Here is a 613-nt window from a genome sequence, read left to right on the forward strand (position 1 = left end):
TATCGATGGACAGGTTTTAGGTAAACACTCGGGAATTGTTAATTATACTGTTGGTCAACGTCGTGGTATTGGTGCTGCAACCGGTGAAGCGCTTTATGTAGTTTATCTAGACGTGGAAAATGCACGTGTTATTGTTGGGCCGCGTGAAATGTTGGAAACACATAAACTCTTTTTGCGTGATGTGAATTGGCTTGGTGATGAGCGATTGGAAAATTTTCCTTCCGATGGCCTTGAGGTGGCTGTAAAAGTTCGCTCAACGCGTCCTTCACATCTTGCTCGCTTGCATTACAAAGAAGATGTTTTTTCTGTTGACTTTTTGGAGTGCGAAAATAGTGTAGCACCAGGGCAAGCTTGTGTTTTTTATGATGGAAATGGTGATGGAGCCCGCATTCTTGGGGGTGGGTTTGTAACCCATTCACAACGTGCTGTTGGTGTTGAAATGATGTTGAAACGCGTTTTATGCAATCCAGAAACAAAAGCTGCTGTTTCCTCCGAACTTAAAACAACCGCTTCTAAATAAAAGAGATACACTCATAGGATGTTTTTTAAACTTAAAGTGTTATCATCTTTAGTGGAGCTTATCAAAATCGGTAAAATGAGCTAATGCAAATCC

1 protein-coding gene is annotated in these 613 nt (G+C 41.1%); it reads left to right on the top strand.

Annotation, left to right across the window (positions count from 1 at the left end; all coding sequences use genetic code 11):
- The coding region (locus ACFIK8_RS12295; protein WP_375669590.1) for an aminomethyltransferase beta-barrel domain-containing protein at positions 1-520 on the top strand (520 nt) is incomplete at its 5' end.
- Between the last annotated feature and the right edge of the window lie 93 nt (positions 521-613).

The sequence above is a fragment of the Bartonella sp. MR168JLCBS genome, assembly GCF_042194175.1.